The sequence below is a fragment of the Pseudomonas sp. GM60 genome (genome assembly GCF_000282415.1).
GTDB classification, from domain to species: domain Bacteria; phylum Pseudomonadota; class Gammaproteobacteria; order Pseudomonadales; family Pseudomonadaceae; genus Aquipseudomonas; species Aquipseudomonas migulae.
This window is the reverse complement of sequence record NZ_AKJI01000062.1, coordinates 13,632-38,060: the sequence shown is the minus strand read 5'-3', so window position 1 is coordinate 38,060 and position 24,429 is coordinate 13,632. Positions and strand designations below refer to the sequence as shown.

Below are 24,429 nucleotides of genomic sequence, written 5' to 3'. Positions count from 1 at the left end.
CATGATCCGGTAGCGCCTGAGAATGAGCAACACCCGATTCGAATGGAGTTACTGCAATGCCCAAGTCAATCGTTGCTGCACTGCAAATCGGCGCACTGCCCGGCGGCAAGGCCGAGACCCTGGAACAAATTCTCTCGTACGAAAACGCCATCCTTGAAGCCGGCGCGGCGCTGGTGGTCATGCCCGAAGCGTTGCTTGGTGGTTACCCGAAAGGCGAGGGGTTCGGCACGCAACTGGGTTATCGCCTGCCGGAAGGTCGAGAAGCATTTGCCCGGTATTTCGCCAATGCCATCGACGTGCCAGGCGTAGAAACCGAAGCGCTGGCCGGGTTGTCGGCGCGCACCGGGGCCAATCTGGTGATTGGCGTCATCGAGCGCGCCGGCAGCACCTTGTATTGCACCGCGTTGTATTTCGATCCGCAGGCCGGACTGGTCGCCAAACACCGAAAACTGATGCCCACGGGCACCGAACGGCTGATCTGGGGCAAGGGCGATGGCTCCACTTTGCCGGTGATCGACAGCCAGGTGGGGCGTATCGGCGCGGTGGTGTGCTGGGAAAACATGATGCCGCTGCTGCGCACCGCCATGTACGCCAAAGGTGTGGAGGTGTGGTGCGCGCCCACGGTGGACGAGCGGGAGATGTGGCAGGTGAGCATGCGCCACATCGCCCATGAAGGGCGCTGCTTTGTGGTCAGTGCCTGCCAGGTTCAGGACTCGCCGCAAGCCCTGGGCGTAGAGATCGCCAACTGGCCGGCGGACCGGCCGTTGATTGCCGGCGGCAGCGTAATCGTTGGCCCGATGGGCGACATTCTGGCCGGGCCGCTACGCGGCGAGCGCGGACTGCTCACCGCCGAAATCGACACCGACGACCTGATCCGAGCGCGTTACGACTACGACGTCGTCGGCCATTACGCGCGCCCGGATGTGTTTGAGTTGACTGTGGATGAGCGCGCCAAACCCGGTGTCCGCTTCCTCTGACACACCACCCCCTGTAGGAGCCAGCTTGCTGGCGATGGCGGCCGAATAATCAACGCAAGTCTCACGGCCGCCATCGCCGGCAAGCCGGCTCCTACAGAGTGGCGGGTTAACCTTTGGCCGGGACATCCGGGTTTTCCATGACCTGGAGGATCGAGGCTTCCGGGTCGAAATCGTCTTCTTCCAGCTCGATGAATTCCTCAGGCAGGAAGATGTTCAGCACGATAGCGCACAACGCGCCGACGGTAATCGGCGATTCAAAGATGTTATGCAGCGCCTTGGGCAGCTCGCGTAATACCTCCGGTACGGCCGCCACACCCAAGCCCATGCCAAGGGAAATCGCCACGATCAGCATGTTGCGCCGATGCAGGCCGGCTTCGGCGAGGATCTTGATCCCGGCCACTGCAACGGTGCCGAACATCACCAGTTCAGCGCCGCCGAGCACCGGTTTCGGCATCAGTTGCAGCACCGCGCCGATCATCGGGAACAGCCCCAGCACCACCAGCAGGCCGGCAATGAAAAACGCCACGTAGCGGCTGGCCACGCCGGTCAGTTGAATCACGCCGTTGTTCTGCGCGAAGGTCACCATCGGCATGCTGTTGAACACCGCCGCCATGGCCGAGTTGAGGCCGTCGGCGAGCAGGCCGGATTTGATCCGGCGAATGTAGATCGGGCCTTTGACCGGCTGCCGGGAAATCATCGAGTTGGCCGTCAGGTCACCGGCCGCCTCCAGCGGCGACACGAGGAAAATCACCGCCACCGGCACGAACGCCACCCAGTCGAAGTTGAAACCGTACTTGAACGGCACCGGCACGCTCATCAGCGGTACGTCGGGCATGCTGCCGAAATCCACTTGGCCCATGAGCCACGCCACGAAATAACCGAGGGTCAGGCCGATCACGATGGCGCCGAGGCGCAGGAACGGCACATCAACACGGTTCAGCACAACGATGGTGCCCAGCACCAACGCAGCCAACGCGAGGTGACTGGCGGCGCCGAGATCCGTCGCGCCGAAGCCGCCGGCGATGTCGGTCATGGCGACTTTGATCAGCGACAACCCCATCAACGTGATGATCGTCCCGGTTACCACCGGCGTGATCAGCATCCGCAATTTGCCGATGAACTGGCTCAACACCACTTCGATGAACGCGGCGAAAAAACACACGCCAAAGATTGTCGAAAGGATCTCATCAGTACCGCCGCCGCGGGCCTTGACCATGAAACCGGCGCTGAGGATCACGCTGATGAACGAGAAACTGGTGCCTTGCAGGCACAGCAAACCGGAACCGATCGGGCCGAACTTCCGCGCCTGGACGAAGGTGCCCAGCCCCGAGACAAACAGCGCCATGCTGATCAGATAGGGGATTTCGCTTTGCAGGCCGAGGGCGCTGCCCATGATCAGGGTCGGGGTGATGATGCCGACGAAACTGGCGAGTACGTGTTGCAGGGCGGCGAAGACGGTGGCGGTCAAATGAGGGCGGTCGTCGAGGCCGTAGATCAGGTCGTTGTGGCGCGGGGCAGGGGCTTTTTCAGAGGCGGTCATGGTGGTTTGCGTGCCGAAAGGCGGGCCGGGTCAGAAAATGGAGGCGCAGGATGCCAGAAAATTCATCGACTTACACAAAACCCTTGTAGGAGTGAGCCTGCTCGCGATAGCGGTGTGTTAGCCAACATTTGTATCGACTGACACACCGCCATCGCGAGCAGGCTCGCTCCTACAGGGTTTGTGGTGTTCTTCAGGTGAACGCTGCCAGCAAATCCTCTTCAAAGGCTTTCTGCGCATCCCCCGGCACCTGCGCACGGTGGCGGGCCAGATGGAATGCCACGTCGAAACTCATATCGCTGCGGCGCACGGCCCTGAGCAATCCTTTGTCCTCCCAACTGCGGGCAAAGTGGCTGGGCAGGTAACCGACATGCTTGCCGGACAGAATGAAGGCGAGGGTGCCTTCGACCTGTTCCGAGCGCGCCGAGCACCGTTTGCCCTGAAAGGGCTCGTCGCTGCGCAGAAAGCGGTAAGGGTGATCCACCCGGTCGCACGCCTGCAACGCTTGATCGTCCGGTGCCTCGTCGGTGAACAGCGGATGGCCGGCGGCGCAATACAAGTGCTGGGTTTCGCTGAACAGTTCGCGGTAGTCAAACGCGCTCTGCACCTGTGAGAAATAGCCGATCGCCAGGTCCAGCCGTTGTTGCAGCAGCAAGCGCTCCATCTCGCCGGGCATAGCGCTGATCAACTCGATGCGCACCGACTCATCGCGCTCGCGAAAGCGTCGGATCGCCTCGGCCACCCGTTGCAGCACCGATTGATCCACGGCTTCGGACAGCCCCAGGCGCACCTCGCCGATCAGCCGGCCGGCCACGCCATTGGATTGATGACGGAACGCTTCAATGGATTCAAACAGTCCGCGTGTCGCGGTCAACAGTTGTTCGCCTTTGGGGGTGATCCTGAATCCGCCCTTGCCGCGACTGCACAGCCGATAGCCAAGCCGGGTTTCAAGCCTGGCCATTTGCTGGCTGATGCTCGACTGGCTCAGGCCCAATTCACCCTGGGCTGCGCTGAAACCGCCGCATTCCACCACGCTGACGAACAGGCGCAGCAATTGCAGATCCACATCGTGAAGCTGGCCGAGCATCAAACATTACTCCGCAATAAAGTCAGGGTAACTGACTTGGTATTTTTCCAATGTATCCGACGACGCATGCTGGGGCCACTTCCTCTGGTCAGGTGTTCGTCATGGCTCCTCTATTCAAGCTGTGTTTACCCGCGCTGTTCCTTGCCGCCTCCGTGTCGGCCCATGCCGAGGAGAAGGTCGTCAATCTTTACAGCTGGGCCGATTACGTGGCCCCGGAAACCTTGCAACGTTTCGAGCAGGAAACCGGCATTCACGTGCGCTACGACACCTTCGATTCCTCGGAAGTCCTAGAAACCAAGTTGCTCACCGGCGGTAGCGGCTATGACGTGGTGGTGCCGTCGTCCAGCGTGCTGGCGCGAGGGCTGGCGGCGGGTGCGTTGAAGGCGATTCCCCATGAAGGCCTCAAGGGCTACGCCAACCTCGATCCGGACTTGCTGGAAAAACTCGCCGCGGTCGATCCCGGCAACCGCTACGGCGTGCCATATACCTGGGGCACGCTCGGACTCGGGATGAATGTGGATGCGGTGAAAAAGCGCTTACCGGATGTGCCGCTCAACAGCCTCGACTTGCTGTTCAAACCCGAATACGCCAGCAAGCTGAAAGATTGCGGCGTGGCGATCATCGATTCGCCGCAGGAAGTGATCGGCCTGGCGCTGCACTACCTCGGTAAAGATCCCTACAGCACCGACAAGTCCGATCTGTCAGCCGCCGAGGCGTTATTGCATCAGTTGCAGCCGAATGTGCTGTACGTCGCCAGTGGCCGGCAAATCAACGACCTGGCCAACGGCAGCGTCTGCCTGGCCTTGACCTACAACGGTGACGCGAGCATGGCCGCCGATCAGGCGCGCAAGGCCAACAAACCGTATGAAGTGGCGTACCGGATTCCCAAGGAAGGCACGCTGGTCTGGCAGGACAACCTGGCCATCCCCAAGGACGCGCCGCACCCCGAAGCCGCTCGCGTCTTCATCGAGTTCATGTTGCGTCCCGAATCCGTGGCGGCGCTGACCAACACGCTGTTCTTTGCCACCGCCAACCAGGCCGCCACACCGCTGGTGGATGAGGCGGTACGCAGCGATCCCGACATTTACCCGCTGGCCGATGTGCGCGAACGGTTGTACGCCGACCGCAGCATGAGCCTCAAGGACATGCGTCAGCGCACCCGTTTGTGGACCACTTTCCGTAGCCGCCAATAAATAAACAAGAAGGAGCACCTGATGGACGTCCCAGTGCAAAACGATCAGGCCATGACCCGCGACAGTCTCTACGGGACTGCCGCCGAAAGTACCTACGCCGGTATCACCAGTTTCATGCGTCGCCGGTACAGCCGCGACTTGCGCGGTGTCGACGTGGCCGTCAGCGGCGTGCCGTTCGATACCGCCACCAGCAACCGTCCCGGCGCGCGTTTCGGACCGCGCGGCATTCGTGCGGCGTCCACCGGGATCGCCTGGGAGCGCCATTGGCCATGGACGTTCGACCCGTTCGATCATCTGGCGGTGATCGACTACGGTGATTGCGACTTCGATTACGGCTCGCCGCATTCGGTGCCGGAAAGCATTGAAGCCCACGCCGAGCACATTCTGAATGCCGGTTGCGCGATGCTGACGTTCGGCGGCGATCACTTCATCAGTTATCCATTGCTCAAGGCGCATGCCCGTAAACATGGGGCGCTGTCGTTGATTCACTTCGACGCGCACAGCGACACCTGGCCGGATGAAGAGGGCAAGCGCGTCGATCACGGCACGATGTTCTGGCACGCGGCCAAGGAAGGTCTGGTGGCCCCGTCGCGCTCGGTGCAGATCGGTTTGCGTACCACCAATGACGATCCTCAGGGCTTTCAAGTGCTGGATGCACGGCAAGTGCATCGGCGTGGGGTGGACGCGATTGTCGAAGCGATTCGCGCACGGGTCGGCGACAACCCGGTGTACCTGACGTTCGACATCGATTGCCTCGACCCGGCCTTCGCACCCGGCACCGGCACACCGGTGTGTGGCGGTTTGAGCACGGTGCAGGCGCTGGAAATCCTCGGCGGCTTGCGCGGGATCAATCTGGTGGGAATGGACGTGGTGGAAGTGGCGCCGGCCTACGACAGTGCGGACATTACCTCACTGGCGGCGGCGACGTTGGCGATGGAGATGCTGTGTCTTTATGCGGCGAAGCATAAGGTCGATCAATAACCGTGCTGACGCCATCGTCGGCAAGCCGGCTCCTACACGATTGCGCCGAACACAACAGATGTGAACGCCGCAAAACTTGTAGGAGCCGGCTTGCCGGCGATGCTTTTTCAGGTGACCGGGATTATTGGCAGATCCAGGGTTTCGCCCCCGCTAAACCGTGCAAAAGAACCAGCAATGGACTCATGCGGCACACCTTTCGCCACTTCGCTGATGCCATCCAGCCGCGACAACTGATCGGCACTCAACTGCACATCCAACGCGCCCAATGTCGCGTCCAGCTGCTCACGCGTACGCGAACCCAGAATCGGAATCAGCGCCGTGGTCGAGCGTTTGGCTTTTTCCCGCAGCCAGGCAATGGCCACGTGCGTCGGGCTAGCGTCCAGCTCCGCCGCGACTGCAAGCAAGGTGTCGAGCAGGGCGGTTTCGCGGGTACTTTTTTCGGCGTGTACCAGCATGCCCAGTTTGGCGGCACGGTTGTTTTCGTCACTGGAGCGGTATTTTCCGGTCAGGAACCCGCCACCCAGCGGCGACCATAAGGTCGCGGCCAGCCCCAACGCTTCGGCCATCGGCAGTTGTTCACGTTCAGCTGTGCGCTCGGCGAGGCTGTACTCGACCTGAATGGCGGCAATCGGCGCAAAACCGCGAACTTCAGCCAGCAGGTCGGCGCGGGCGATGCGCCAGGCCGGGAAGTTCGACAGCCCGGCATAATGAATCTTACCGGCGCGCACCAGATCATCAAAACCACGGAGGATTTCTTCCGTGGGCGTGACACCGTCGCTCATGTGCGCCCAGAACAGGTCGATGTGGTCGGTCTTGAGCCGTGTCAGGCTTTCTTCCACGGCGCGGACCATGTTCTTGCGGTTGTTGCCGGTGTGGGAAATGCCTGCGGCCGGTGTAGTCCCCAACGTGTATTTGGTGGCGATGACCAGGCGATGGCGCTCTGTGGCGATAAACTCGCTGAGCATGGCTTCCGACTGACCACCCTGATAGCCATTGGCGGTGTCGATGAAATTACCGCCGGCCTCCAGGTAGCCATCAAAGATGCGCTTGGCTTCATCGCGCTCGGCACCATGACCCCAACCGGTACCAAAGTTACCGGCACCCAGCGCCAGTTCCGCAACGCGCAAGCCGGTTTTTCGGCCGAACACTTTGTAATGCATGGGATGACTCCTGAAGGAAGACGCTGCGGATCAATATAAATGTCGAAAGACATGTATTTAAGATGATGCTAGTCATGTATTCAGTCAAGGTGCTTTTTCATGAGTGGCAAAACGGGCCCGTGGTTACTGCCACTTTCTGACAGGGGGCTCTGCTAATCTGCGACATCCTTTCCGAAAAGAGCCTGCCGATCGTGTCTCGCACCACGCGTTTACTGACCCTGTTGCAAGTGCTGCGCGGCAAAAGTCGTCCGGTCACGGCGGCGACACTCGCCAGCGAGCTTGAGATTTCCGAGCGTACGCTCTATCGCGACATCGCGGAACTCACCGCACTGGGCGCGCCGATCTACGGTGAGGCGGGGATCGGTTACGTGTTGCGCAGCGGTTTGTTCCTGCCGCCGTTGATGCTCAATGCCGATGAAACCGAAGCCATCGTGCTGGGGCTGCGTTACGTGGATCAGCGCGGCGATGAAGTGTTGAGCAAAGCGGCAGCCGATGCGTTGGCCAAGATTGCTGCGGTACTGGCGCCCGAAGCGCTGGACGCTCTGCGCAACCCGACGGTAATGCCGGGCCCGCCCGGTTATGGCTTCGCGCCAAATGCCGTGCCGCTGAATGCGTTTCGCCAGGCGATTCGCGAACAGGCCAAGCTGCACATCGACTATGCGGACGCACAGCAAGTGCCGAGTCAGCGGCTGATCTGGCCGCTGGCGCTGGGGTTTCTCAATGAAGTGCGGATCATCGTCGCCTGGTGTGAGTTGCGCGGCGCCTATCGGACTTTTCGTACCGACCGGATTTCGGCGGCGAGCGAGCAGGGCGAGCGTTATCCGGGGCGGCGCAGCGATCTGCTGCGCACCTGGCGCAAGCAGATGCAACTGGATGAAGCGGGGCGTTTCACTCCTGACAAGAACTGACACAGGCGTGTTCTAGCATGGCGTCAGAATCAACCAACAAGGAGCTGTCACCATGTCCCATCCTGCCTCTGCACTAGCGCCCGCCATCGCCGCTTACATTGCTGCCGCCAATGCCCGCGACACCTCGACGGTCGCCAGTTTTTTCGCTGAGGACGCCAATGTGTTCGATGAAGGTCAACACCGGATTGGCACCCAGGCTATCGCCCAATGGATGCAAGACACCGCCCGGCGTTACCAGCCAAGGGTCGAAGTGCTCGACGTGCAACAGCGCACCGGCAAGGTGTTGGTGCACAACCTGATCTCCGGGACGTTTCCCGGCAGTCCGCTGGAGCTGCGCTACATGTTTCGCCTGAACGAGCAGGGCAAGATCGCCCGGCTGGACATTTCACTGTAGATGTCGCGTCACGATGGCATACTGCCGCGCATGAATGCCGACTCCCCGTTAAGCGCCTGGCAACACGCCATCGAACAGAAGGGCTTCGTCCAGGACGAAGCCCAGGAACATGCCGTCTGGGCGTTGCAAAAATGCTATGAAGCGTTGCATGAAGGTCAGACGCCGGTCACGGGCGTGTACCTGTGGGGCCCCGTCGGGCGTGGCAAGACCTGGCTGATGGATCAGTTTTACCAAAGCCTGCAGGTCCCGGCCCGGCGCCAGCACTTTCACCATTTTATGGGGTGGGTGCATCAACGCTCGTTTCAGCTGACCGGCACCGCCGATCCGCTCAAGGCCCTGGCCCGCGAGCTGAGCGAAGAAGTTCGCGTGCTGTGTTTCGATGAGCTGTTCGTCAACGACATTGGCGACGCAATCATTCTCGGGCGCTTGTTTCAGGTGATGTTCGAGGAGGGCGTGGTGGTGGTTTGCACGTCCAATCAGCCGCCGGACATGCTGTACGCCGATGGCTTCAACCGCGATCGCTTCGTGCCCGCGATCGAGGCGATCAAGCAGCACATGCAGGTGATCGCGGTGGATGGCGGCGAAGATCATCGCCTGCATCCCGGCGCTGGTTTGCAACGCTATTGGGTCGCCGCGCCCGGGCAACCCGGCGCGTTGGAGGATGTGTTCAAGGCGCTGACCGCCGGCCAGTCAGTCTCCAGCGAACCGATCAAGGTCGGTTACCGCTCGCTGAATGTGGTGCAGGCCAGTGAAACCGTGCTCTGGAGCCGTTACGCCGACCTCTGTGAGCAACCCTTTGCCGCCATGGATTTCATGGCCCTGTGCGACACCTTCAGGGCTATTCTGTTGAGTGACGTGCCCAACCTCAGCGCGCAAAAACGCGCCGGCCGCATCGCCCGTGGCACCGAAGACGGAGTCGAGCGGGTGGTGGCGGGTGATCGCGAGTTGCCGCAATTGTCGGTGCACGACGACGGTGTGCGGCGCTTCATCGCGTTGGTGGACGAATGCTATGACCGCAAAGTGCCGTTGTACCTCGAAGCCCAGGTGCCGATGGAATCGCTCTACACCGAAGGCTATCTGGAATTCCCGTTCCGCCGCACACTCAGTCGCCTACAGGAAATGCAGCTGCAACGTTTCGCCGACGCTTGAACCCAAGGAGCCGCGAACATGAATCAGCCCTTGTCCCACCATTTGCTGACCATGGCTTATCAGAACGCCTGGGCCAATCATCGATTGGCCAAGGCCTGGAGCCAGTTGAGCGCAGAGGAGCTGGCGGCGCCGCGCGTCAGTTTCTTCCCCAGCCTGCGTGCGACCCTCAACCACATCCTGACCTGCGACTGGTTTTACATGGATGCGCTGGAACGGGAGTTGCGTGGCGATGTTCCGCATCCTGAATGCACGGTGTTCTTCAACAAAGACGAGCCGTTCACCGCTGCCGCTGACCTGCAGCGCGAACAGGCCCAGGTTGACCGCCGCCTGATCGCCTATTGCGAGCAAATGCGCGACGCCGACCTGGGCAAGATCGTGACAATCGCCCGAGACACGCCGCAATTCGACAGTCGTTTGCGCCTGCTGTCTCATCTGTTCGAGCATCAGATCCATCATCGCGGGCAGGTACACGCCATGCTCAGCGGCACGTCGGTTGCGCCACCACAACTGGACGAGTTTTTCTGCGCGGGGGAGTCGGGCCTGAGGGCTGCGGATTTCGCCGAACTGGGGTGGACCGAAGCATTGATCTGGGGGTATTGAAAGCGGATTTTCCCTGTGGGAGCGAGCCTGCTCGCGATGGACGTCAACGATAACGCGGGCTTGCTTTTTAAACGCGACGCTCTCAGGCTCATCGCCGGCAAGTCGGTCACGCTCCCACAATCGAGGATGGAAATGGAATCCGCAGAAATTCTAGTGCTTCAGGCCAGTTACACCAATCCGGTGCATGCCGAGGCGATAGGTCAGGTGTTGAATCATTACGCCGAGGACCCGATGGGTATCGGTCATTCTTTGCCGGCCGAGGTGCTGGAGCACCTTCCGGGGGAACTCGCCAAACGTCCCCATGCGTTCAGCGTGCTGGCTTTCGTCGGGGGCGAACCGGCAGGGCTGGTCAATTGCTTTGAAGGTTTTTCGACGTTTGCCTGTCGGCCATTGGTCAACGTGCATGACGTGGTGGTGGTGAAACAGTTTCGCGGATTGGGCCTGAGCCAGAAGATGCTGCAGAAGGTCGAGGAAATCGCCCGTCAGCGCGGCTGCTGCAAAATCACGCTGGAAGTGCTGGAAGGCAATGCCGTGGCGCAGTCGTCCTACGCTAAATTCGGCTTCAGCGCCGGCATGTTCGATCCGGAGCACGGCCGGATGCTGTTCTGGACCAAACCCCTTTAACCCCCTGTGTACTGCACATTGTAGGAGCCGGCTTGCTGGCGATGGCGTCTGTGAAATCGCCATCGCCAGCAAGCCGGCTCCTACAGGTCCGAGTTTCACATAACCCTGTTCAAGGTTTGTAATGCTCGGTCACTTGCGCCGTTTGATCGTCCGGAACCCGGACCTCAGCGGTTTGCTGACTTTGATTCTCCTGTTGGCTGAGCCGCAGGCTTTCGTAGTAATAGCGCATGCGTTCTGCGCCACCTTCGGCAAATACGCTGACCGAAATGAACGTCATCAGGCCGGCAACGATCAAGGGTGTACGTTTCATGGTTCGCCTCCCAAAACGGATATCGGGTGCTTTTCATCCATGAAGCAATGTCGCGAGAACATTATCTGCCGATTTCGTCGATTGGGAATTAACTGCGCCTAGAGCTTCCAGTCCAGGCTCAGTGTCACCGTACGCGGATCACCCCAATACACGCCGTTGTAGAAACCGACGTTGTCGTAATACTTCTTGTCGAACAGGTTCTCGACGTTGAGCGAGGCGGACAGGTGCGGGTCGAACTCGTAACGTGACATCAGGTTGACCACGGTGTACGCCCCTTGCCGGATGTTTGTGCGTTCAGTTATCACATTGCCAGCGGCGTTGCGTCCGACCGGGCGACTGGCGGCGCGGTAAACGTCACTTTGCCAGTTCACTGCACCGCCCACGGTCAGGGCCTGCCAGTCGCCAGGCAGGCGATACGAAGTGGACACCCGAAGCAGGTTCAGCGGCTGACTGGTATTGGTGCGCTTTTCCTCGCCATTGACCGAGTGGGTGTAGGTGTAACCGGCGGTCATGTTCCAGTGCGGCATGACCTCGCCGGAGAGTTCGGCTTCGAAACCCTGAACCTTGTTGCCCTTACCGCTGGAGGTGTAGAACTCCTCGCCGGTAACCGGGTCCGGTGGCACCGAATCGTCGCGTTCGGCGACATTGTCCTGTTTGCTCCAGAACACGGCGGTGGCGAGGTTCAGTCGCTCCTCCAGCAGGCTGCCCTTGAGGCCAAGTTCATAGTTGCTGCCCACCACCGGTTCGAGGTACTTGCGACTACTGTCGCGGTTGGTTTGTGGCTTGAAGATATCGGTGTAGCTGATGTAAGCCGTGTATTCGGGCGTCAGGTCGTACAGCAGTCCGGCGTATGGCGTCCATAGGTCGTTGTGTTGCTGGCGGGTAACTTCGGACTCGCTCAACTGCAGATTGTCGGTGTAACTGTTAGCCGTTTTCGACGCTTTCCAGCTGCCATAGCGGCTGCCGAGAACGGCGTGCAGATCGTCGGTCAACGTCAGGCGAGTGGCCAGGTAACCGGCCTTTTGGCGGGTGTTGTCGCTGGAGCCAGGCAGGCTGGTGACGGTGTCGGGGAATTTGGGGATGCCGCCCATGTACTTCCAGTCGGGTACGTTTTCGTAGTCCTTCGCGCGGGCGCCATCGACGGTGTGCGGGCTTTCGTCACTGCGTTCGGCTTCGCCATACCCGAGCATCATTTCGTGCTCACGCCCGAACAGTGAATACGGCCCGGACACATTGAAGTCATAAGCCTTCATTTTTTGCGTGCCGATCATGTGGCTGACGTTGGCGATCATGCCGCTGCGATCCGCCTCGGGGAAGCCGCCTCCGCCATAGTAAATCTTGCCGTCGGTGTCGCTTTCGCGATGGGTGTAAGCCGCCTTGAGGTGCCAGCCCATCCCCAGTTGCTGATCCAGCGTGGCGAACGCGGTCTTGTCTTTCAGTGGCCAGGAACTCCAGGGTGTGGCCATGTTGGTGGAGCGGCCGAGGTTGGCTTTGCTGCCGTCTGCGTTCCAGTAGGGCACGGTCCCCCAAGAGGTGCCCTGCACCTGTTTGTCCTGATAGTCATAACCCACGGCGAGCAGCGTATCGTCGGTCAGATCGGCTTCGAGAATCCCGTAGCCGACTTCCCTTTGCAGCTGATACTTGTCGCGCACCGAATGACTGTCGCGATAGGCCAGCACGCTGCGCCCGCGCAAGCGTCCGTCGAACGCCAGCGGCCCGCCGACATCGACGTAACTGTAGTAATCGTCATAACTGCCGCCGCTGACACCGGTTTTGGCTTCCCACTGCGCCGTCGGACGCTTGCGCACCATGTTGATGGTGGCCGAAGGGTCGCCTGCGCCCGTGGTCAGGCCGGTTGCACCGCGCACGACTTCGATACGGTCATAGATGATGGTGTCGGAATCGGACTTCATGTAGTTGAAGGTGTTCAGCATCCCGTCGATCTGGAAATTGTTGATCGTGTAGCCGCGGGAGGAATAGACGACCCGGTCCGAGTCGTTGTGCTGAACCACCACGCCCGTGGTCTGGCGCATGGCGTCGGAGAGCGTGTCGAGCTTGAAGTCGTCCATTTGCTGGCGCGTGATCACGGACACCGATTGCGGCGTCTCTTTGATCGACAGGTTCAGGCGGGTGGCGGTGCTCATGGCGCCGGTGGTGTACGAGCCGGTGTTTTCGGTGGTGCTGCCCAAGCCTTGGGCCGTGACGCTGGTGGCACCGAGTACCAGGGCGGAGGGTTGTTTGTCCGGGTCGGTTTCAGCCAGCAGGTCCGGGCTTAGTACGGCACTGCAAAACCCAAGGGTAAAAGTCATGGAACGGGTGATAGGCGCGAACATCGCGGCCGACTCCTTGTCGTCAATGAAAAAATTCCGTTTGTTCAAAGACGAAGGAGGGCGGGGGTATTTAGTTATAAACGAGAATAATTATTATCTTTCAGTGCAATTGTAGGAGCGAAGCTTGCTCGCGAAGACGTTGGCCCAGCCAGCATAGATGTTGAATCTGCCGACGTCTTCGCGAGCAAGCTTCGCTCCTACAGGTTTACTGCTGAGCGACTGCCGGGGTCGGCTTCACCTTGGGTTTGATCAGGCTGAAGTCGATCAGCGCTTTCTGCTCGCGCTCATAAGGATTGCCGATCAGCAGTGGGCGCGGCTTGAAACTGTCGCTGACCAAGCTCTTGCTGCGATCCAGTTCATCGAAGCTCAGCCCCGCCAGATCGGCCCAGGTATGGATCAGGTGCGAGCTGCTGTACGGCCGCCCCAGATCACCGGCGAAGCTCCAGTCATGGCTTTCGCGCCATTTCGGCGAGGCCCAGGCCATGAATGGAATGGTGTACATCGGTGCCGTCGGCTTGGCCTCGTTGCGACCCAGCGTGTTGTGACCGGCAGAGTCGAAAACGTCTTCGCCGTGGTCGGAAAGGTACAGCAGGAAGCCGTTAGGATCGGTCTTGGCGTAATCCTTTATCAGGCTCGAAACCACGAAGTCGTTGTACAGCACCGCGTTGTCATAGCTGTTGTAGGTCGGCAACTGATCGTCACGCACGCCAGCCGGAACGCCGTTGCGGTCCTTGAACTTGTCGAAGGTCGATGGGTAGCGGTACTGATAGCTCATATGTGTGCCGAGCAAATGCACAACGATCAACTTGCGTGGCGCCGCGTCGGCCAGGGCCTTGTTGAACGGCTCGATCACGTCGCCATCGTACTGGGCGGCGTTCTGGTTGCGGTTGTTGTTCAGGTACACCTGCTCGTCGGCCTGCTCGGAGAAGGTCGTGAGCATGGTGTTGCGCTTGGTCATGGTTTGCTGGTTGGTGATCCAGAAAGTCTTGTAGCCCGCCTGTTTCATCATGCTGACCAGCGACGGCGTCGACAGGTACAGCTCCGGGTTTTCTTCGTCGGCGAACGTCAGGACCTGCTGCAATGCCTCGATGGTGTAAGGGCGTGGGGTGATGACGTTATTGAAGACCGCCAGTTGGTCCTTGAGCTTGTCCAGTTCCGGCGTGGTTTCACGCGGGTAGCCGTAGAGACTCATGCGCTGACGGTTGGTGGATTCGCCGATCACCAGCACCAGGGTGGCGGGCTGATTGGCCATCGAGTCTTTGAAATTGTGCAGCGGTGGAATCTTGCTCGCGCTGTCGAGCATGCCCTGCATGTCGGCCAGGGTGTCGAGGTAGCGGTGATAGGCCACGGCCATCTGCCACGGCACTGCCGGTTCGATGCGGGTTTCGAACTTCTCGAAACCACTGGCGAAACTGCCGGTGCGAGCGGTCTGCTTGGCCAGCGGATAACCAATCACGGCCACCAGAATGGCGGTCGCGACAACCAATGCGCGACCACGGGGCATGTACACCGGGCGCAAGCGGGTCCACAGGAAATAGGCGAACAGCGTGTGGGCAACAAATGCCGCCACCATCCACCAGGCAAAATACTGGGTCATGTACTCGCCGGCTTCAGAGATGTTCGACTCGAACATGATGAAGATGACGCTTTGTGAAAATTCCTGCTGGTAGATGAAGAAGTAACCGAGACTGGCCATGGAGCAGGCCCATAGCACCACGCCGATCAGCGCCGCCAATACACGCGTCTTCCGGGGAAACAGCAGCATCGGCGCCAGCCAGATGGCGCTCATGATGAAGGCCTGACGGAAACCGGCGAACCCGGAGGTGCCCGTCAATTGGATCAGCAGTTGGGTAATGCCGGAAAAATACCAGAAGAACAGAAACAGCCAGATAAACCCTGCCCAATCAAACTTGTCCGCAGTCGAATTGCTGCGTTTATACAAAGCCATTGTGTGCTCCAGCCAGAAATCACTTCCACCGCCGGGACGGGAAGGTCGCCGACGAACAGGCGCCGCGCAGATACCGGGCGGCCATAAAGGACCGGAGTATCAACAAGGGCGTGTGAAAGTTTTGTGAGCTGCTGGACGCGGGTAAATCGTGATGGCGTATCGGAAACAGCGATTGGCTGCTTCCGATTCAGGCGAGGGGATCAGGCGTGGGGAGCGCGCAAAGTGACAGGCATCGGCTGAGCCTGGATACCTTGCGTCAGCAGGCGCAATTGCTCGACTTCCTGTTTGAGCTGGTCGCGTTCGTCTTTCAACTGGCGCAATTCATCACGACGGATCGTGACGTAAAGGGTTTGTGCTGGCCGTGCTGCTTGTACTGTGCCCATTGCTCACCTCGCAAATGGCTTGCCTCAACTGTAAATCCGCCCCGACATCGGTGCTGATTTACTATCGGCGCTGATTTTGATTTCTTTTGTCCCGGAAGGGAACTTTTTTATTTTTCGTGGTCGTTGTGTCTTCGGCACGATTCCCGACGTTATCAATCAGGATCGGGCACAATGCCCGGAAACTTCATGCCAACGCTCTGGACTAACCCTCATTAGTCGCGTTGGGCTATAACCTTTGACACACATTTATTTGTAGTAGGGAGCATCAGCACATGCAACTCGGGATTATTGGACTGGGCCGCATGGGCGGCAATATTGCGCGGCGCCTGATGCTCAACGGGCATACCACCGTTGTTTACGACCGCAATACCGCCTTCGTCGACACCCTGGCCGCCGAAGGCGCCAAGGGCGTCATCGACCTGCCGGCCCTGGTCGCCGGCCTGGCCAAACCACGAGCGGTCTGGATCATGCTGCCGGCAGGCGCACCGACCGAAGACACCATCGACACCCTGAGCACCTTGCTTGAAGCCGGCGACACCATCATCGACGGCGGCAACACCTTCTATAAGGACGACATTCGCCGGGCAAAAACCCTCTCGGAAAAAGGCCTGCACTACATCGACGTCGGTACCTCCGGCGGCGTCTGGGGTCTGGAGCGCGGTTACTGCATGATGATCGGTGGCGAAGCCGAAGTGGTTAAACGCCTTGATCCACTGTTCGACAGCCTGGCGCCTGGCATGGGTGACATCCCGCGCACCAAGGACCGCAAGTCGGACGACGACCGCGCCGAACGCGGTTACATCCACGCCGGTCCCGCAGGTTCCGGCCATTTCGTGAAGATGATCCACAACGGCATCGAATACGGAATGATGCAGGCCTTCGCCGAAGGCTTCGACATCCTCAAGACCAAGGCCAGCACCAAGCTGCCGGAAGACCAGCGCTTCAACCTGAACGTCGGCGATATCGCCGAAGTCTGGCGTCGTGGCAGCGTGGTCTCGTCGTGGCTGCTCGACCTGACCGCCGATGCCCTGGCTGCCGATCCGCAGCTCGATAATTTCTCCGGTTCCGTAGCGGACAGCGGGGAAGGTCAATGGACCATTGAAGCGGCCATGGAACAAGCGGTACCGGTGCCAGTGCTGTCGAACTCGCTGTTCGCCCGCTATCGCTCGCGCGGCCAAGGCACCTTTGGCGACAAGATTCTCTCGGCCCAGCGCTTCGGCTTCGGCGGCCACGTGGAGACTGCGAAGAAATGACCCGTTTGATCCGCAATAAATCCAAGGCAGAACCCGCACCACCGACCACGCTGTTCCTGTTCGGTGCCCACGGTGACCTGGTCAAGCGCTTGCTGATGCCGGCGCTGTACAACCTGAGTCGCGACGGTCTGCTTGGCGATGGACTGCGGATCATCGGCGTCGACCACAACGCCATCACCGACGAAGCGTTTGCCCAGAAGCTCGAAGACTTCATTCGGGCCGAAGTGGCAAGCAAGGTCGGCAAGGGCGATCAAGCCCTTGACCCGGCGTTGTGGGCCAAACTGGCCAAGGGCATCAGCTACGTCCAGGGCGACTTCCTCGACGACAGCACGTATCAGGCGCTGGCGGCGAAAATCGCCGCCAGCGGCACCGGCAACGCGGTGTTCTACCTGGCCACCGCGCCACGTTTCTTCAGCGAAGTGGTGCGTCGTCTCGGCGCTGCCGGTTTGCTGCAAGAGACGCCGGAAGCGTTCAGAAGGGTAGTCATTGAAAAGCCGTTCGGCTCTGACCTGCATACCGCCGAAGCCTTGAACGCGTGCTTGCTCAAGGTCATGACGGAAAACCAGATCTACCGGATCGATCACTACCTGGGCAAAGAAACCGTGCAGAACATTCTGATCAGCCGGTTCTCCAACAGCCTGTTCGAAGCGTTCTGGAACAACCATTACATCGACCACGTACAGATCACCGCCGCGGAAACCGTCGGCGTGGAAACCCGTGGCAGTTTTTATGAACACACCGGCGCCCTGCGGGACATGGTGCCCAATCACCTGTTCCAGCTATTGGCGATGGTGGCCATGGAACCGCCGGCTGCCTTTGGCGCCGATGCGGTTCGCGGCGAGAAGGCCAAAGTGGTGGGGGCGATCCGTCCCTGGTCCACCGAAGAGGCACGGGCCAATTCGGTGCGCGGCCAATACGCCGCTGGCGAAATCGACGGCAAGCCGTTGGCGGGTTATCGCCAGGAAAACAATGTGGCGCCCGACAGCACGACCGAAACCTATGTCGCGCTCAAAGTCATGATCGACAACTGGCGTTGGGTCGGTGTGCCGTTCTACCTGCGCACTGGCAAGCGCATGAGCGTGCGCGACACCGAGATTGTCATCTGCTTCAAACCGGCACCTTACGCGCAGTTCCGCGATACCGAGGTCGATGAGTTGCAACCGACCTATCTGCGGATCCAGATTCAACCCAACGAAGGCATGTGGTTCGACCTGTTGGCCAAACGCCCCGGCCCCGCGTTGAAAATGGCCAATATCGAACTGGGTTTTGCCTACAAGGATTTCTTCGAAATGCAGCCGTCCACCGGCTACGAAACCCTGATCTACGATTGCCTGACCGGCGATCAGACACTATTCCAGCGCGCCGACAACATCGAGAACGGCTGGCGTGCCGTGCAACCGTTCCTCGATGCCTGGCAGCAGGATGCGAGCGTGCAGACTTACGCGGCGGGCGAAGACGGGCCGGCGGCGGCAGAAGACCTGCTGACTCGCGACGGTCGCGTCTGGCATAGCCTCGGATGAGTGACGAAACGCAACAACCCATCCGCTTTTTGCTCAGTGACATGGACGGCACCTTGTTGCTGCCCGATCACAGCCTCAGTCAGCGCACCATCGACGCGGTCCGTTCGTTGCGTGAGTCGGGCGTGCTGTTCAGCCTTGCCACTGGCCGCCCTCCGAAAGCCATGCTGCAGCAGATCGAAGCCTTGGGCGTCGATCTGCCGACGGCGGCGTTCAATGGCGGCACCATCGTAAACCCCGACGGCAGTTTGCTGGTCGCGCATTATTTGCCGGCAACGGCCGCGCTGACGACGTTGACGCAGTTTGCCGATCTGCCGGACATCGAGGTGTGGGTGTTCAGCGGCGGCGACTGGCTGGTGAAAGACCCGAATGGCCCCATGGTGCCACGGGAACAGCACGGCCTGGGGTATCCGCCGGTGGTGGTGGAGAGTTTCGAGCCCTATCTGGAATACATCGACAAGATCGTCGCGGCGAGCAACAACACGCAGTTGTTGATTGAGCTGGAGGCGCAGTTGCTGCCCAGGGTCGAGGGCCAGGCGCAGGTGTCACGTTCGCAGCCGGTGTACCTCGACGTGACTGCGATGCAGGCAAACAAGGGGGACGCGCTGGCGACACTGGCGGAGTTTCTCGGTGTACCGCTCGGGCAGACCGCTGCCATGGGCGATGGCGGCAATGACCCGGCGATGTTTCATCGCGCCGGATTGTCGATTGCCATGGGGCAGGCGGAGGAGGCGGTGAAGCGTCAGGCCGACGTAGTGACCGGGGCCAATACCGAAGACGGCGCAGCGCAGGCGATCGAGCGGTACATCCTCCCTCGCTAGTTCACGCAGAGCAAAATGTGGGAGCGGGCTTGCTCGCGAAGGCGGTGTGTCAGACAACTTAAATGTTGAATGTCACACCGCCTTCGCGAGCAAGCCCGCTCCCACAGTTTTAATCGGTGTTTACAGCCAGAAACTCACCGCATACCACCCCAGCACACCCATCACCACCGTATACGGCAACGCCATCCACACCATCCGCCCATACGACAGGCGAATCAGCGGGGCAATCGCCGACGTCAGCAGAAACAGAAACGCTGCCTGGCCATTCGGCGTCGCCACGCTCGGCAGGTTGGTGCCGGTGTTGATCGCAATCGCCAGTGTCTCGAAATGCTCACGGCTCATGTGGCCGGAGATGAACGCCTGTTTCACTTCGGTGATGTAAATGGTCGCGACGAACACGTTGTCGCTGATCGCCGAGAGTAAACCGTTGGCAATAAACAGCATGCCCGGTTGCTGATTCGCCGGCAGCGCCAGCACCCACTGGATCAGCGGCGTGAACAACTGCTGGTCGTGAATCACCGCCACTACCGCGAAAAACACCACCAGCAGCGCCGTGAACGGCATGGCGTCCTTGAAGGCGTTGCCGATGCGGTGCTCGTCAGTGATGCCCGTGAATGCGGTGATCAGCACGATCACCATCAAGCCGATCAAACCGACCTCGGCAATATGGAACGCCAGAGCGGCAATCAGTATCAGCGCCGCCAGCCCCTGAACGATCAGCGCAGCGCGTTGGTGTGAGGTTCGTTGAGCGTTATCTTCGGCGGCGTAATTGGCCAGCACCGCGCGCACGTTGTCCGGCAAGAGCGTGCCGTAACCGAACCAGCGCAGTTTCTCCAGCAGCACGCAGGTCACCAGGCCCGCCACCAGCACCGGCATGGAAACCGGGGCGACTTTCAGGAAGAACTCAGAGAAGTGCCAACCCATTTCGTGGCCGATCAGCAGGTTCTGCGGTTCGCCGACCAGCGTGCAAACGCCGCCCAGTGCAGTGCCCACGGCGCCGTGCATCAGTAAGCTGCGCAAGAAGGCACGGAACTGTTCGAGGTCCCCGTGATGCAGCGTTGGCAGGTGCTGGTCATCGTTGAATTCGCTGTCCTGGCGCGGATCGTTACCCGAAGCGACACGGTGATACACCGAGTAAAACCCCACGGCGGCACTGATGATCACGGCGGTCACGGTCAAGGCATCGAGAAAAGCCGAGAGGAACGCTGAAAGAAAGCAGAACATCAACGCCAGCATGGCTTTGGAGCGAACGCCGAGCAGCAGGCGCGAAAACAGAAACAGCAGCAGGTCTTTCATGAAGTAGATGCCGGCCACCATGAACATCAGCAGCAGAATCACCGGGAAATTGTGCAGCAGTTCGTCATACAGCGCCTGAGGCGTGGTCATCTTCAGCAACAGCGCTTCGACCAGCAGCAAGCCGCCCGGCATCAGCGGATAGCACTTGAGTGCCATGGCCAGGGTGAAGATGAATTCCAGCACCAATAGCCAACCGGCCGCTACCGGACCTACGGTCCACAGCACCAGGGCATTGAGAATCAGGAAACCGACAATACTGGCCTTGTACCAGCGAGGTGAGTGCCCGAGAAAATTATGCGCGAACGCCTGGGCCATTGAGCCGGACATCGGCTGCTCCTTGTATTAAGAAGCGCGCAACTTGCCGCAAGCGGTACGGAAGATCAAGCGCAGGAAAGCTCGGCAGGCCTATCCCAGATAGCGAGCGACGATTGCCCGGTAGTTGCCATCCAGCGAATAGCCGCCAACGACAATGTTGCCATCGTCCTGCACGGCCAGCGACGTTGCCGTATCCAGGCTGCGACCCAGGCGGGTGCGGACCCAGCCGATGCCTTTGCCGAACAGCTCGTCGAGTTGTCCGTCAGGACGATGCCGGGCCAGGATGAAGTCGGCTTCGACACCACCGATGGTCGCGCCAACAGTCAGCACACGCCCGTCTGCAAGGGCGTGGGCGGCGGTCCACTGGCAGCCACTGTGGCCGATCCCCAGCAAATGCGGCTGGCCACCGTTGCAATGGATGTCCGGGCGACCGTTGCTGTGTACTTTCAAGGCCATGCAATGCATCGGGTCGCGGCTGCTGCCAAAACAGTGCAGGTCGCCGTTGGCCTGCTGGACGACATGGCTGACCTGAGCGTGACGCCCTTGTGCCAAGAAACTCATGAAGCCATCCACGGCGAAACGGTCGTCCAGGCTGCCGTCGCTTAGATAACGCGCAAGCAGGCCTTCTTCAGGGAAGTTGATCGAGCCGCCCACCAGAATCCGGCCGTCGCGTTGCACCAGCAGGCTGCTGAGCCAGGTGTTCATCAGCAGGTGCCTGACCAGGACGAAGCCACGGCCGTTGAAGGTGTCGTCCAGCGAACCGTCGGGGTTTAGTCGCACCAGCAGGCCGACGTGATCGGCCAGTTCGAAATGATGATTGGCCAGCAGGACCATCCGGCCGTCTTCCTGCACGCACACATTACAGGCTTCGGCGCCCGGTACACCGGGGGGAAGCCAGGCATCCCGCACGCCCCGGGAAAGATTGCCTGGCAGGCGCACGACACGGCGTCCGTTGTCGCCAAAGTCGGGGACCGGTTTGCCTTGCTGATCGAACAAGGCGAGGGCAGGCAGTGTCTGGTGCTCATTTTCATAGTGCAGGCCGGCCAACAGAATGCACCCGTCGGGCCGGATCAGCACTTTGCCACCCATGGACTCGAAGCCGGGTTCGAACTGGCTGATGACACTGCCTTGTTTGCCGAACGCCAGATCTGCCGAGCCATCCGCAAGCAGGCGGGCCAGACCGAAGCGGCTGCCGCTCGGGGTTCCGACCTTGGCCGCGACGAGCAGCCGGCCTTGTGAATCAATCGCGACGCCGGTGGCGATGCTCGAAGTGCTGCCGGCGAAATACACTTGGGTTTTTCCGGCGCTGGCAAAGGTTTTGTCGAGCTCCCCGGCGCCGCTCAGCGTCGCAGGCAGGACCACAGCGATCTGGGTTGACATGCACGCATCTCCTTGCGAGTCGTCTTGGTCCAGGAGTTGGGGGAGGGCGACTTATAGTAGAAACATTCAATCCCTGAATGATTGGTTGCACAACTGTAATAACTAACAGACGGAGGGTCGCTTTGTGCCAGAACAGTGTCTTTTCGACCCACTGACAAGCATGCCAAGTATTTGGCCGCGTTCAGGTACAAATAAATGTTGCGCGTGTTGTCTGCTGGCGAGGCCGGCAAACTAACGATCATGGAGGAGGGTGCGGATTACCGATAAGTAATCCGCAAAAAGATTAGTGCGGCATCGACCACGATTGCAGCGTGTAACCTTCCTGGCTCAGCTCTTTACGGGCTTCTTCCAGAACATGTTCCAGTTGTGCCGGGTCGGTATAGGCACTGCTTGGGATCTGCTTGCGAATGCAGGTGTTGGTGCGGTCGATGACGGTCAGGCTGAGTTCGCCGTTGCCGTCTTGTGGGGCCCAGGCCACGCATTGAAATGGCTGGAATGCGCGGTCGGCAATCAAAAGAGCTTCGTTGATACGGAGCGGGGCGGTCATGGGGTCTTCTCTCTGTATGCCCAATCAAGTGATGTGCCGTCGGTTGGGCTTACCGTTCGGCTGGTTACTTGTACTGATGCCCGCAACCGGTGGGTGGGTCACATACAATTAAAAGAATTTTCAACTTTATTTCATCGGTTCAAGGTTTCGACGGCTTTTGAAAGCTGGGTGAAAGGTTCGAGTCGTTAGGTAACTAATAAAGTTGCTTCTTATAACTGCTTGCGCGCACTTCCTATAGTCAATCGATACAAGACAGTGTCAAATTCTTGCTAGTGTTACAGCCAGATCCGCCAAATGATTGTTTTTAATAAAATTTCATAAAATTTGGCGTCAAGGAACAGTCATGATCGAAGCGCCTGCGTTACGACGTCTGTTAGTAGTGGACCCTTGCGACGACTGTCATCGCCTGCTGCCAGGTCTGCGTTCTGTAGGTTGGGACGTTGATAGCTGTACGCTGGAAAATGCCGCTGACCGAACCTGCGACGTCGGCCTGTTGCGGCTCCAGCCTTTTCATCTGGAGCACCCCGATGCGGTCAAGGAACTGATCAGCCGCAGCGGCACCGAGTGGATCGCCGTGCTCAACCAGGAAGTCCTGCGGCTGCAAAACGTCGGGGACTTCGTCTGCGAATGGTTTTTCGATTTCCACACCTTGCCGTTCGATGTCTCCCGGGTTCAGGTGACGCTGGGTCGGGCGTTCGGCATGGCGCGTTTGCGTGGTCAAGGCACGGTTCACATCGATCAGGCCGAACACGAGCTGCTCGGTGACAGCAAACCGATCCGCGAACTGCGCAAACTGCTGAGCAAACTGGCGCCAACCGAATCTCCGGTGTTGATTCGCGGCGAGAGCGGGACCGGTAAAGAACTGGTCGCCCGCACCCTCCATCGGCAATCCCAGCGCCACAGCAAACCCTTTGTCGCGATCAATTGCGGCGCAATTCCCGAACACCTGATCCAGTCCGAATTGTTCGGCCACGAGAAAGGTGCCTTTACCGGCGCCCATCAGCGCAAGGTCGGACGGATCGAAGCGGCCAATGGTGGCACTCTGTTTCTCGACGAGATCGGTGACCTGCCCCTGGAACTGCAAGCCAACCTGCTGCGTTTTCTCCAGGAAAAACACATCGAACGCGTGGGCGGCAGCCAGCCGATTCCGGTCGATGTGCGGGTGTTGGCGGCGACCCACGTCGACCTTGAAGCGGCCATCGAGAAAAAACGCTTCCGCGAGGATTTGTATTACCGCCTCAACGTGCTGCAAGTCGCCACCGCACCGCTGCGTGAGCGGCATGGCGACCTGTCGATGCTGGCCAACCATTTCTCCCATTTCTACAGCCATGAAACCGGCCGCCGTCCGCGCAGTTTCAGCGAGGACGCGCTGATTGCCATGGGCAAGCACGATTGGCCGGGCAACGTGCGGGAGCTGGCCAACCGTGTACGTCGCGGGCTGGTTCTGGCGGAAGGGCGGCAGATCGAGGCGCGAGACCTCGGGCTGATCAGCCAGCATACAATCGCCGCACCGATGGGCACCCTCGAAGACTACAAGACCCGCGCCGAACGGCAGGCGTTGTGCGATGTATTGAACCGCCACAGCGACAACCTGAGTGTCGCCGCCCGAGTGCTGGGCGTGTCGCGGCCAACCTTCTACCGACTGCTGCACAAGCACCAGATCCGTTAGGGCGGGGCGAAATGAAAAGGCCCGCTGCGATGAACCTCGCAGCGGGCCTT

The 24,429-nt window shown here is 59.9% G+C and carries 22 protein-coding genes; 12 read left to right on the top strand and 10 right to left on the bottom strand.

Annotated features, from left to right (window positions below; translation table 11 throughout):
- Window positions 1–56: 56 nt before the first annotated feature.
- On the top strand, window positions 57–977 hold the full coding sequence (locus tag PMI32_RS13460; protein WP_008029947.1) for a carbon-nitrogen hydrolase family protein: 921 nt from the start codon (window positions 57–59) through the stop codon (window positions 975–977).
- A gap of 106 nt (window positions 978–1,083) precedes the next feature.
- Here PMI32_RS13460 and PMI32_RS13465 read toward each other — a convergent pair whose 3' ends face one another.
- The gene (locus tag PMI32_RS13465) at window positions 1,084–2,517 is read right to left on the bottom strand and encodes a nucleobase:cation symporter-2 family protein (RefSeq protein ID WP_008029946.1); all 1,434 of its coding nucleotides are present in this window, start codon (window positions 2,515–2,517) and stop codon (window positions 1,084–1,086) included.
- Between the two features lie 190 nt (window positions 2,518–2,707).
- Window positions 2,708–3,601 carry a LysR family transcriptional regulator gene (locus PMI32_RS13470; RefSeq protein ID WP_008029943.1) on the bottom strand — a complete coding sequence of 298 codons (894 nt, stop codon included), beginning with the start codon at window positions 3,599–3,601 and terminating at the stop codon, window positions 2,708–2,710.
- 101 nt (window positions 3,602–3,702) lie between these two features.
- Here PMI32_RS13470 and PMI32_RS13475 point away from each other — a divergent pair, with 101 nt between their 5' ends.
- Together PMI32_RS13475 and speB are read left to right on the top strand one after the other, a co-directional pair.
- Window positions 3,703–4,794 (top strand): polyamine ABC transporter substrate-binding protein, encoded by a 1,092-nt coding sequence (locus PMI32_RS13475; protein WP_008029941.1) that lies wholly within the window; start codon window positions 3,703–3,705, stop codon window positions 4,792–4,794.
- Between the two features lie 21 nt (window positions 4,795–4,815).
- Window positions 4,816–5,775: an agmatinase gene (gene speB / locus PMI32_RS13480; RefSeq protein WP_008029937.1), complete on the top strand. Its 960-nt coding sequence runs from the start codon at window positions 4,816–4,818 to the stop codon at window positions 5,773–5,775.
- A 107-nt stretch (window positions 5,776–5,882) separates the two neighbouring features.
- Here the strand turns inward: speB and PMI32_RS13485 are convergent, their stop codons facing one another.
- Window positions 5,883–6,935 (bottom strand): aldo/keto reductase, encoded by a 1,053-nt coding sequence (locus PMI32_RS13485; protein WP_008029935.1) that lies wholly within the window; start codon window positions 6,933–6,935, stop codon window positions 5,883–5,885.
- Window positions 6,936–7,126: 191 nt separating this feature from the next.
- Here PMI32_RS13485 and PMI32_RS13490 point away from each other — a divergent pair, with 191 nt between their 5' ends.
- The 5 genes from PMI32_RS13490 to PMI32_RS13510 all read left to right on the top strand — a co-directional run bounded on the left by PMI32_RS13490 (window position 7,127) and on the right by PMI32_RS13510 (window position 10,610).
- Window positions 7,127–7,843: a helix-turn-helix transcriptional regulator gene (locus tag PMI32_RS13490; RefSeq protein ID WP_008029933.1), complete on the top strand. Its 717-nt coding sequence runs from the start codon at window positions 7,127–7,129 to the stop codon at window positions 7,841–7,843.
- Between the two features lie 52 nt (window positions 7,844–7,895).
- On the top strand, window positions 7,896–8,237 hold the full coding sequence (locus PMI32_RS13495; protein ID WP_008029932.1) for a nuclear transport factor 2 family protein: 342 nt from the start codon (window positions 7,896–7,898) through the stop codon (window positions 8,235–8,237).
- 30 nt (window positions 8,238–8,267) lie between these two features.
- Window positions 8,268–9,386, top strand: coding sequence for a cell division protein ZapE (gene zapE / locus PMI32_RS13500; RefSeq protein WP_008029929.1), 1,119 nt, complete (start codon window positions 8,268–8,270; stop codon window positions 9,384–9,386).
- Between the two features lie 18 nt (window positions 9,387–9,404).
- Entirely contained in the window at window positions 9,405–9,986 is a 582-nt protein-coding gene (locus PMI32_RS13505) for a DinB family protein (protein ID WP_008029928.1), read from the top strand.
- Between the two features lie 132 nt (window positions 9,987–10,118).
- Window positions 10,119–10,610: a GNAT family N-acetyltransferase gene (locus tag PMI32_RS13510; protein WP_032828776.1), complete on the top strand. Its 492-nt coding sequence runs from the start codon at window positions 10,119–10,121 to the stop codon at window positions 10,608–10,610.
- A gap of 109 nt (window positions 10,611–10,719) precedes the next feature.
- Here the strand turns inward: PMI32_RS13510 and PMI32_RS13515 are convergent, their stop codons facing one another.
- The 4 genes from PMI32_RS13515 to PMI32_RS13530 all read right to left on the bottom strand — a co-directional run bounded on the left by PMI32_RS13515 (window position 10,720) and on the right by PMI32_RS13530 (window position 15,581).
- A complete protein-coding gene (locus tag PMI32_RS13515; protein WP_008029922.1) occupies window positions 10,720–10,920 on the bottom strand; it encodes a hypothetical protein in 201 nt (66 codons plus the stop codon).
- A gap of 98 nt (window positions 10,921–11,018) precedes the next feature.
- Window positions 11,019–13,253 (bottom strand): TonB-dependent siderophore receptor, encoded by a 2,235-nt coding sequence (locus PMI32_RS13520; protein WP_008029920.1) that lies wholly within the window; start codon window positions 13,251–13,253, stop codon window positions 11,019–11,021.
- A 202-nt stretch (window positions 13,254–13,455) separates the two neighbouring features.
- Window positions 13,456–15,198 (bottom strand): phosphoethanolamine transferase CptA, encoded by a 1,743-nt coding sequence (locus PMI32_RS13525; protein ID WP_008029918.1) that lies wholly within the window; start codon window positions 15,196–15,198, stop codon window positions 13,456–13,458.
- Window positions 15,199–15,398: 200 nt separating this feature from the next.
- Window positions 15,399–15,581: a DUF6026 family protein gene (locus tag PMI32_RS13530; protein WP_008029917.1), complete on the bottom strand. Its 183-nt coding sequence runs from the start codon at window positions 15,579–15,581 to the stop codon at window positions 15,399–15,401.
- Window positions 15,582–15,853: 272 nt separating this feature from the next.
- Here PMI32_RS13530 and gnd point away from each other — a divergent pair, with 272 nt between their 5' ends.
- Genes gnd through PMI32_RS13545 form a run of 3 tightly spaced genes read left to right on the top strand, consistent with a single transcriptional unit; the run spans window position 15,854 to window position 19,172 of the window.
- Window positions 15,854–16,834, top strand: coding sequence for a phosphogluconate dehydrogenase (NAD(+)-dependent, decarboxylating) (gene gnd / locus PMI32_RS13535; protein WP_008029915.1), 981 nt, complete (start codon window positions 15,854–15,856; stop codon window positions 16,832–16,834).
- Window positions 16,831–18,354 (top strand): glucose-6-phosphate dehydrogenase, encoded by a 1,524-nt coding sequence (gene zwf, locus PMI32_RS13540; RefSeq protein ID WP_008029913.1) that lies wholly within the window; start codon window positions 16,831–16,833, stop codon window positions 18,352–18,354. The genes gnd and zwf overlap by 4 nt, the downstream gene beginning before the upstream one ends.
- The gene (locus tag PMI32_RS13545; RefSeq protein WP_008029911.1) at window positions 18,351–19,172 is read left to right on the top strand and encodes a Cof-type HAD-IIB family hydrolase; all 822 of its coding nucleotides are present in this window, start codon (window positions 18,351–18,353) and stop codon (window positions 19,170–19,172) included. The genes zwf and PMI32_RS13545 overlap by 4 nt, the downstream gene beginning before the upstream one ends.
- 120 nt (window positions 19,173–19,292) lie before the next feature.
- Here PMI32_RS13545 and nhaB read toward each other — a convergent pair whose 3' ends face one another.
- The 3 genes from nhaB to PMI32_RS13560 form a co-directional block, all read right to left on the bottom strand.
- Complete coding sequence (nhaB, locus tag PMI32_RS13550) at window positions 19,293–20,795, bottom strand: sodium/proton antiporter NhaB (RefSeq protein ID WP_008029909.1); 1,503 nt, start codon at window positions 20,793–20,795, stop codon at window positions 19,293–19,295.
- 78 nt (window positions 20,796–20,873) lie between these two features.
- Window positions 20,874–22,163: a delta-60 repeat domain-containing protein gene (locus tag PMI32_RS13555; RefSeq protein WP_008029908.1), complete on the bottom strand. Its 1,290-nt coding sequence runs from the start codon at window positions 22,161–22,163 to the stop codon at window positions 20,874–20,876.
- A 283-nt stretch (window positions 22,164–22,446) separates the two neighbouring features.
- Window positions 22,447–22,710 (bottom strand): hypothetical protein, encoded by a 264-nt coding sequence (locus PMI32_RS13560; RefSeq protein ID WP_008029906.1) that lies wholly within the window; start codon window positions 22,708–22,710, stop codon window positions 22,447–22,449.
- 343 nt (window positions 22,711–23,053) lie between these two features.
- Between PMI32_RS13560 and PMI32_RS13565 the strand changes: the two genes are divergently transcribed.
- Window positions 23,054–24,379 carry a sigma-54 dependent transcriptional regulator gene (locus PMI32_RS13565; protein ID WP_008029905.1) on the top strand — a complete coding sequence of 442 codons (1,326 nt, stop codon included), beginning with the start codon at window positions 23,054–23,056 and terminating at the stop codon, window positions 24,377–24,379.
- Window positions 24,380–24,429 lie beyond the last annotated feature (50 nt).